The organism is Clostridium sp. (genome assembly GCF_051278035.1).
Classification (GTDB): Bacteria; Bacillota; Clostridia; order Clostridiales; family Clostridiaceae; genus Clostridium_AD.
Genome location: NZ_JBNMNU010000167.1, coordinates 1 through 9,201, shown reverse-complemented (window position 1 = coordinate 9,201; position 9,201 = coordinate 1). Strand labels below are relative to the sequence as shown.

Genomic DNA, 9,201 nt, shown 5'->3' with positions numbered 1-9,201 from the left:
ACTTTACTAATGCAAGCCCTATACCACTGCCTTCATTCTGCCTTGATGTAGATTTATCAATTTGGGCAAAACGTTCGAAAATAAATTTCAACTTATCTTTTGGAATTCCTATGCCTGTATCTTTCACCGATATTTCAACAAAATCACCTTTATCATAAATGTTAACTAGAATACTGCCATTTTTCTTAGTGAATTTAACTGCATTCGATAGTAAATTAAGCATAATCCTCTCAATTTTCTCTTCATCAAATGCTATTATTTTTTCTTCTACATCAGTATCAAATATAAGGGTTATTCCATTGTTTTTTATATACTCAGCTACAGATTGTGATATTTCCTCTACAACATAGACTATATCACCATTTTTTAGGTTAAGACTCATATAGTTTGCATCTAATTTAGTTGTGTCTATTATATTATTTATAAGTCTAAGTAACCTTAAAGAATTCTGATTCATTATCTTGATATAATATTTGATTTTTTCATCGCCTAATTGTTTTGATCCATCCAAAGTCTTCAACAACTGTATCGTACTGCAAATTACATTTAAAGGTGTCCTAAGTTCATGTGACATATTAGCTAAAAATTCTGTTTTGATCTTATCATTTGCCACAAGTTGCTCCAGTTGTCTGCTGGTTTCAACGCTTTCCATCCTAAGTTTTTCAACTTTATTTTCAGCTGCTGAAATTTCATGCACCAGTGCTAATGCACCATTAACTGAATGTTTTAAGGTTATAAGTGTATTGATTCTACACAATAACTCATTTATATCAAAAGGTTTCTTTAAATAATCATTCGCACCACACTCAAAGGATATAACCATGTTCTCAAGCTTACTGTCTGCAGTCATAATTAATACCGGCAGTTCAAAGGCAGACTGTTTTTCCCTGATTATTTGGCATACTTTATAACCTAAAATATCAGGCATCATCATATCGACAATTACTAAATCTAAATCTGAATTTTCTTCTACTAATTGCAATGCCTCCTTACCACTAGAAGCTTGTAATACTTCAAATGTATTGCTAGACAAAAAATTCTTTAGAACCTTAAGATTAACGTATTCATCATCCACTATTAAAATCTTGTACTTATCTTTACTGCTCGAATTTATGTTTTCATTAATGATTTTCTTGACATTATCCTTAGATATAGTCAGTTTACTAGGTTTAAACTCTATAGAGTTTAAATTTCCAGCTAGTATTTCTTCATCATCTTTATCGATTTTTTTACACATATTCTGACTAGGACAACTGTTTAGCTGTTCATTAGTGCATAGTGGAAGCGTAAACTCAAATTCACTTCCTTGTCCCATGACTGAAGAAACCTTTATACTTCCACCCTGTATTTCAATAAGTTCTTTAGTTACATAAAGCCCTACTCCAGTACCACCATACTTATCTGAAACTCCTTCTACCTGCTCATACCTAGTGAAAATGTCATTGAGCTTTTGCTTTGGAATTCCTATTCCTGTGTCTGTAACATATATATATACAAAAAAATTTTTTACAGCATAGGATACTGTTATTTGTCCACTATGCGTAAATTTTATAGCATTACTGAGCAAATTATATAGAATTTGTTGTATTCTATCTTCATCTCCAAATACACAGGGTGTACTTGTGTCTATAGAATTTGTAAATGCAACATTTTTATTATTTAACGATATTTGACTAAATTTCATCACCATTTCTACCACATTGCTTATATTAACAGGTTTTTTATGTAATACTATTTTATTGTTTTTTAGCTTAGAGAATGTCATCATATCAGTAACTAAGTTAGATAATCTTTTAGCACTTAAGTTCACCAAAAACAAGTCCTCTCTAAGTTCTTCATCCACACTAGCATTTTTATTGTTTACTATCCCTTCAGTTAATCCAATAATTCCATTAAGTGGAGTTTTTAACTCGTGAGAAGTCATCGCTAGAAAATCATCCTTTAAATTGTCCAATGATTTTAGTTTAACGCTAATATTTTCAACTCTTGAAAGTTCATTAGCTTGCCTTTTTGCTAAAACATAGTAATTTACGACAATAAAAACCAATATCCCTAGTGATGCAAAAGAACCTGTAATTATTATACTGTATTCATACAATATATCGTTAATCCTCGTAATGATTAGTGCAAACAGTCCTACAACAACTATATAATCAGTTTCTTCCTTGTTTATATAGTTTTTCGAAAGTTTGTACATCATATAAAAAAGTGACATAAGGGCAAATATCTCAAAAGGCAATAAATAATATATATAGTATTTAATAGGAAATAAGACTACAATTAAAGTATATAACAAAGCTAAATAATTTGATATTTTTATAAATTTAATTGAAAATCTTTTTTTGTATGAATAATATATAAATAAAATTATAAAAGGAATGTACGAGTAAAAGGTCCAGATTTTTAATTTTGTAAAACCCTTATAATCAAAGTCAGGTAACAATGATATAATGAACCCTTCACCAACAAGTAATGTTCTAATGGTAATAATTATACAAATCATTGCAAAATATAATTGAGCCTTGTCTTTTCTTCTATTAATAAATACCCCAAAACTATATATAGCAGCCATAATGGTACAGCCAATGATGAATAAATCCAATGCTAGCTTATTCTCTCTCATAGCTATAATTTCGGAAGATTCGCCTAATACTATTGTGTCTATATATGCATATTGATTGTGGAAATTACTAATTCTAAGTAATAAGTAGCCCTGTCCATTTTCCACATAAAAGGAACCTATAGCCGGAGTTCGTTGTAACCGCATTTCATTTTTTGTTTTATCCACCCGTCCAACAGAGGCTATTAATCTATTATCAGCGAGAAGTTCGAATGCACCTTGGATATAATCTGCTTTCACTGAATAAAGATCCTCATTATTATTCATAAGTAACTTTAATCTATATGTACAATATCCCTGATGTTTAAAAACACCAGGTAGCTTACCATAGCTCATACCTACTTTAGAATCGCTTTGAAAATCGTAAGGCAGATATAACTCATTATCATAAAATTCCCACTCTCCATCGAGTTTTATCATTCCATCTTTTTCAAAGTCCCAATTCCTTAAATCCAAGACCCCTTTCACTGCTGTGGGTACATTTTTTTCTGTATGACTAACTTCACTACTCCCCTTAATTATCATTTGAAAAATAACTAAAGTTATTGATAGTAAAATAAATATTTTAATTTCGTGCGATCTATTTTTTTTCATGCATAACTCCTTTATTAATTGTCTTTATAATAACGTTTTAAGCTAAATGGTTACAATATATAATAACATATTATATGTAATATATGTGATATATACCAACAAAATAGTGCATATTATTACATATATTTTATATTTCAAACAAATAACACATTATAATATTAGTCCGAAACAAACAAAAGATAGGAATCATTAATTATTTATTCTTGATTGTTTTATATCCAATATAAAACAATTGTTAAAACATTAATGCTAAATCGATACAAATATTCCTTAATTCATGGTATAATCTTGTTAGTTAAATATTAAGGAGTGTGAACACTGTATGGACCCCGATGCGTGGCAAATTATATCTTTAGTTATTTTATTAATGATTTCTGCCTTTTTCTCTGCCTCTGAAACCGCTTTGATGAGTTTAAGCAAAATTAGATTACGTCATATGGTAAATTCTGAAACTAAAGGTGCTGAACGAATTAATAGATTACTCAAAAATCCAAGTAAACTTTTAGGTTCTATTTTGGTAGGAAATAACATTTCTAACATTGGTGCTTCTGCACTAGCAACATCTTTGGCCATTCACCTTTATAAGGACTCAGGAGTAGCTATTGCGACGATTTCAATGACAATTCTTGTATTGATTTTTGCAGAGATAACTCCAAAGTCACTTGCTGCACAAAACTCCGAAAAAATAGCTTTAAAAGTTGCTGGTCCAATAAGCTTAATTACCTTTGTTTTAAATCCACTTATAACAGTACTAATTTATATAACAAATACAATAATAAAAATACTTGGTGGAGAAATTGATAAGGTTAAACCATTTATTACTGAAGAAGAATTAAAAACAATGGTCAGTGTAAGTCATGAGGAAGGTGTTTTAGAAGGCGAAGAAAAACAAATGATCTATAATGTATTTGAATTTGGAGATTCGCAAGCAAAGGATGTTATGACTCCAAGAACCGATATGATTGTAGCAAACATAACCTCAACTTATCAAGAACTCATAAATATTTTTAGGGAGGAGCAATTTTCCAGATTACCTATATATGAAGAGACTGTTGATAATATTATTGGAGTTTTGTATATTAAAGATTTAATTTTCTTCGAAGATGGAAAAGAAGAATTCAGTATAGAGAAACATATGCGTGTTCCTTACTTTACCTATGAGTATAAAAGCACTGTCGATTTATTTGCAGATATGCGGGCAAAGCGAGTGCCTATAGCGATTTTATTAGACGAATATGGCGGTACTTCTGGTATTGTTACTATTGAGGATTTGGTGGAAGAAATTGTTGGAGATTTAGAAGATGAATACGATGATGACGAAGATAAAATCGAAATCATTAAAGAAGATGAATATATTGTTGATGGCGATACTAAAATAAGCATGGTTAATGAAATGATAGGACTCAATTTAGAGTCAGAGGACTTTGATTCAATAGGTGGTTTTGTTACAGGCTTACTTGGAAGACTTCCAAAAACCGGTGAAACCATAAATTTTAACGATACAAAATTCACTATACAAAGTACCAGCAGAAATCGTATAGTAAAAATGAAAATTATAACTTAACATAAAAGTAAAACACTTAGCACATAATATCTTCATGTGCTAAGTGTTTTTTAAATCAAATAAAGAACTAAAGGAGGATTTAACGTGAATAATTTTCAGAGAAAAGTAGAAGACGTAATGGACTCAATAGAATCATCAGATTCTTTCAAATGCGAAACAAGAAGCGATCTAAAAAAAGTAGCAAAGGCTTTAGTTGAAACAGATGGAGCTGTACCAGATTTTCAAAAGTATGATTTATCCTCAAAACATTGGAAGAGTGCTAAAAAATTTATTTAGATAAAATTTTAAATATTAGTTTTGAAATTTACAAATCAACTACAAAATTTTTCTAGGAATTTTACATTTAATTTTCTTTTCTATAGAATCCAAAATAACTCTATCCTTAGGAGCTACAAATAAATATGTGTATCCTTCTTCTCCAGCTCTTCCTGTTCTGCCTATACGGTGTATATAGCCTTCCGCACTTTCAGGTATATCATAATTATAAACATGACTCACTCCGTTTATATCAAGACCTCTAGCCGCTACATCGGTAGCAATTAAATACTGTATATCACAGTTTTTAAATTCTTTCATTATTTTCTCTCTTTTTGATTGTGTAATGTCAGAATGCAACTTTTTACAGTTGTATCCTTTTTTATAAAGTGCCATTTCAAGATCATCAACTCTTCTTTTAGTTCTACAGAAAATAATGGCCATAAATGGATTGCCTTCATCTAGAACATTGCATAAATCTGCCTGTTTTCTTCTATCCGTTGTTTCGATTAAAAATTGCTTTATATTTTTAAGGGTAGTTTGTTCTTTTTTTATAATTATTTCCTTCGGATCATTCATAAACTTATATGCCAGTTTTTTTACCTCTGAGCTCATAGTTGCAGAAAAACATAATGTCTGCCTATTTTTCGGTGTTTTTTCTATGATAGCTTCAATATCATTTTTAAATCCCATAAGAATCATTTGATCCGCCTCATCTAATACTAAAGTCTTCAAATTATCAAGTACAACTGTACCGCGACTAAGATGGTCTAGTAGCCTTCCTGGCGTTGCAATAACCAGATGAATATTTCCCTTTAGTTTTTTGAGCTGCACACCTATATCCTTTCCACCATAGGCTGCCAAAATATTTAAATTTTTACCCCCGGCAAGCTTTTTAGCTTCTTCTGTTATTTGTATTGCAAGTTCTCTTGTAGGTGTAACTATTAGTCCCTGAATTGTATTTATATCAGCTGACATATTATCAAACATTGGTAGCAGAAACGCAAGTGTTTTTCCGGTGCCTGTTTGTGCCTCCGCTATAATATCGATCCCATCTTTTATGAGTGTAATACTTTGCTCTTGAATCGGAGTTGGCTCATTTATACCTTGAATTTTAAGCATATTTAGAATATCATCGTTAATTCCTAATTTTTTAAACTTTATCATTATCATTTACCTTTCTATTTAAATCATATTTTCGTCAATTTATTATACCATTGGTGTCACCCAAGTGGCAAGTTAAAGATGCCACTTGGATGACACCAAAAAAACAGCCAATCCATAAGGATTGGCTGTTTTTTAAGTTTGTATACTTTTGTAAGTACACAGTATGGTTTATTTCTTTATTTCTTTATTTCTTTAATTCTTGAACTCCAGTTACTTCACTTTTATCATCCATTGTAAAAGTAGATTTAGCTTCATCTGTAGTAAAGTAAACATTTCCTTCTACTTTAGCATCCTTTAACTTAAAGTCATTTCCTGAAACATAAAGATCTCCTTTGAAAGTTCCATGTTCTATACTTCCCATAACACTATTGAAAGTTAATTTTGGTGCAGTCAAAGTAAATCTATTAGTTACGTTACGATCTTCGTCTTGTGTATAAAGACCAATCTTACGTTGCATAAGTTCTATAGTTTCATCTTTTTCATCTGTTTTACCATTTTTAAAATCACCATCAACTACAATATCTTTGTCAAAAGTTAAGTCCTTTAGTGTTGTAATAATCCAAGTACCTTCGCTGCTTATTGCATTCTCAAAAGCCGCTTCAGTATCTACAAGTGATGCTGTTGTAACCACATCAGCTACTACTGGTTCTGTTTCTTCAGTTTTTTCTGGTGTTGCATCTTCAGTTTTTGTTGGTTCTGTTTTTTCTGCTTCTTTATTAGCAGAACATCCTACTAATAGTGTAGCACCTACAGCTAGTGATAATAATATTGCTTTAATTTTCATTTGATTACCTCCGGTTAAATTTTATTGTAAAAATCTTCATTTGGACAAGTTTATTATAACACATTTGATAAAAAAATAACAAGATAAAAACCCTTATTTATTGCTTATTCTTCAATTACAATATGAACAAAATCAAATTAAGTTTCTAGCAATACTTTAATTGTAATCGATTGGATATCTTATATTGTTGTTGCTTTTTTAAGATTAAATCTGTATAATACTACTTAAACATCTAAAGAATACTTTGAATTGATTGTAAATTTATAATATTCTTATAATTGATTCAATCTATACTATTATAGAGCTCTCTAATCGTTGTATTTTATTCTTAAATCCATATTTCACTACAATTGTGTATTCATTATATAGTGTTAAAATTTAGAAATACTTTTCTAAATATTAATATATATTCCATACGAGTCTTTTATAAAGACTAGAAACATAAAGGGGGAATTGTAAATGAGTTCAAAAGAAAAGAAACCTAGAGAGGCTAAATTATGGGAGGCTCTAATACCTGTCGTTGGTACAATCGCAATTTTAATGTATTGTGTATTACCTGTTTTTGCAGTTGGACAAGATGTTCATGTTCCATTAATTTTCGGGACGCTCATAGCTTCAGTAGTTGCTATTACTAGACTCGGTTATTCATGGAAAGATATCGAAGAAGGGATTATAGGTACTATTTCTAGTACAATGCAGGCAATACTTATTTTAGCAATTATAGGTATGATTATAGGTACATGGATTCTTGGTGGTATTGTACCTACACTTATCTATTACGGATTACAAGTGTTATCACCATCAATATTCCTAGTTGCAGCTTGTATACTTTGCGCTATTGTTTCAATATCAACTGGTAGTTCATGGACAACAGCAGGAACTGTAGGTATAGCACTAATGGGTGTTGCTGCAGGACTTGGAATACCAGCACCAATGGCAGCAGGTGCAATAATTTCTGGTGCATACTTTGGGGATAAAATGTCTCCACTATCAGATACTACAAACCTGGCTCCAGCTATGGCTGGCGCAACTTTATTTGACCATATAAAACATATGGTATATACAACAGGAACAAGTTTATTAATTGCTTTAATTGGTTATGCTATACTCGGATTCAGATTCGCAGGACAAACACTCGATACAAGCGCTATAGATGCACTAACCAATTTAATGAGTCAAAACTTTACAATAAACCCATTTCTACTACTAGTACCAATTATAGTTATAGTTATGGTGGCTAAAAAAGTACCTGCTATTCCAGGTTTATTTATAGGTGTTTTACTTGGTGGAGTAGCTGCTATGCTTGCTCAAGGTGCTAGCTTTGCTGCTGTAATGGATGCAATGCAATATGGTGTTGTATCTGACACTGGTAACGAAATTTTAGATTCTCTTCTTACTAGAGGTGGATACCAAAGCATGATGTGGACAATTTCTCTAATAATAGCAGCACTTTCTTTTGGTGGTGTACTTGACAAAACTGGAATGCTTGAAACTCTTGCAAGTAGAGTACTTAAATATGCAAAGAGTACAGGTTCACTTGTAACAGCTACAGTTTTCACATCAATATTTGCAAATATACTAGCTGGCGATCAATATCTCTCAATCGTGCTTCCTGGTAAAATGTACAAGGATGAGTTCCATAAAAGAGGACTAGCTCCTAGGAACCTTTCAAGATGCCTTGAGGATGCTGGTACAATAACTTCTCCACTTGTTCCATGGAATACATGTGGAGCATTTATGAGTACCTCCCTTGGAATTGCAACTGTTGCGTATCTTCCTTACTGCTTTTTAAATCTTGTTAATCCATTTGTATCTATTTTCTTTGGATTTACAGGAATTACAATGATGAAACTTGAGGATGATCCATCTGCTCCAGAATATGCAGGCACAAAAAAATAATCATAAAAAAATCCTTGTTGAAATTTCAACAAGGATTTTCTTATATAATTTTTTTGTGCCTTTCATTCACTGTTGCAAGTATTTTATCCCTTAGTACATCCCCATTCTCAACAAAAGAAATTAGAACCTTAGACGCCATATTGAAATTTATATTTAAATCTGTATTTCCATCATCGTCAGAGATGATTTTAACAATTTCGTTAAAGGATTTTCTAGATTTTATACCGCTTACCCCATCCCTTTTGATGCTTTTCTTTCTTGTAAATGCATATAGTAATGTAGTGTCATCGTCAATTCCATGCAATGCACAAAATGCGA

The 9,201-nt window shown here is 31.2% G+C and carries 7 protein-coding genes; 3 read left to right on the top strand and 4 right to left on the bottom strand.

Translation table 11 applies throughout. The features are described from left to right. Positions 1–3,214, bottom strand: a 3,214-nt coding sequence (locus tag ACJAX4_RS19200) for an ATP-binding protein (RefSeq protein ID WP_435791047.1), incomplete at its 3' end; no start/stop codon positions are given. Positions 3,215–3,536: 322 nt separating this feature from the next. Between ACJAX4_RS19200 and ACJAX4_RS19195 the strand changes: the two genes are divergently transcribed. Further along, on the top strand, positions 3,537–4,778 hold the full coding sequence (locus ACJAX4_RS19195; protein ID WP_435791046.1) for an HlyC/CorC family transporter: 1,242 nt from the start codon (positions 3,537–3,539) through the stop codon (positions 4,776–4,778). 84 nt (positions 4,779–4,862) lie between these two features. Further along, positions 4,863–5,054 carry a hypothetical protein gene (locus ACJAX4_RS19190; RefSeq protein ID WP_435791045.1) on the top strand — a complete coding sequence of 64 codons (192 nt, stop codon included), beginning with the start codon at positions 4,863–4,865 and terminating at the stop codon, positions 5,052–5,054. A 39-nt stretch (positions 5,055–5,093) separates the two neighbouring features. Here ACJAX4_RS19190 and ACJAX4_RS19185 read toward each other — a convergent pair whose 3' ends face one another. After that, complete coding sequence (locus ACJAX4_RS19185) at positions 5,094–6,200, bottom strand: DEAD/DEAH box helicase (RefSeq protein WP_435791044.1); 1,107 nt, start codon at positions 6,198–6,200, stop codon at positions 5,094–5,096. Between the two features lie 184 nt (positions 6,201–6,384). Next, entirely contained in the window at positions 6,385–6,984 is a 600-nt protein-coding gene (locus ACJAX4_RS19180) for a hypothetical protein (protein ID WP_435791043.1), read from the bottom strand. 459 nt (positions 6,985–7,443) lie between these two features. Here ACJAX4_RS19180 and nhaC point away from each other — a divergent pair, with 459 nt between their 5' ends. Next, entirely contained in the window at positions 7,444–8,883 is a 1,440-nt protein-coding gene (nhaC, locus tag ACJAX4_RS19175; protein ID WP_435791042.1) for a Na+/H+ antiporter NhaC, read from the top strand. 40 nt (positions 8,884–8,923) lie between these two features. Here nhaC and ACJAX4_RS19170 read toward each other — a convergent pair. Further along, positions 8,924–9,201 (bottom strand): hypothetical protein (locus ACJAX4_RS19170; RefSeq protein WP_435791041.1); only part of this gene is annotated, 278 nt, incomplete at its 5' end.

Coding starts and splice junctions, on each gene's coding strand:
- ACJAX4_RS19195 (WP_435791046.1), top strand. CDS start 3,537: ATGGACCCCGATGCGTGGCAAATTATATCTTTAGTTATTTTATTAATG.
- ACJAX4_RS19185 (WP_435791044.1), bottom strand. CDS start 6,200: ATGATAAAGTTTAAAAAATTAGGAATTAACGATGATATTCTAAATATG.
- ACJAX4_RS19180 (WP_435791043.1), bottom strand. CDS start 6,984: ATGAAAATTAAAGCAATATTATTATCACTAGCTGTAGGTGCTACACTA.
- nhaC (WP_435791042.1), top strand. CDS start 7,444: ATGAGTTCAAAAGAAAAGAAACCTAGAGAGGCTAAATTATGGGAGGCT.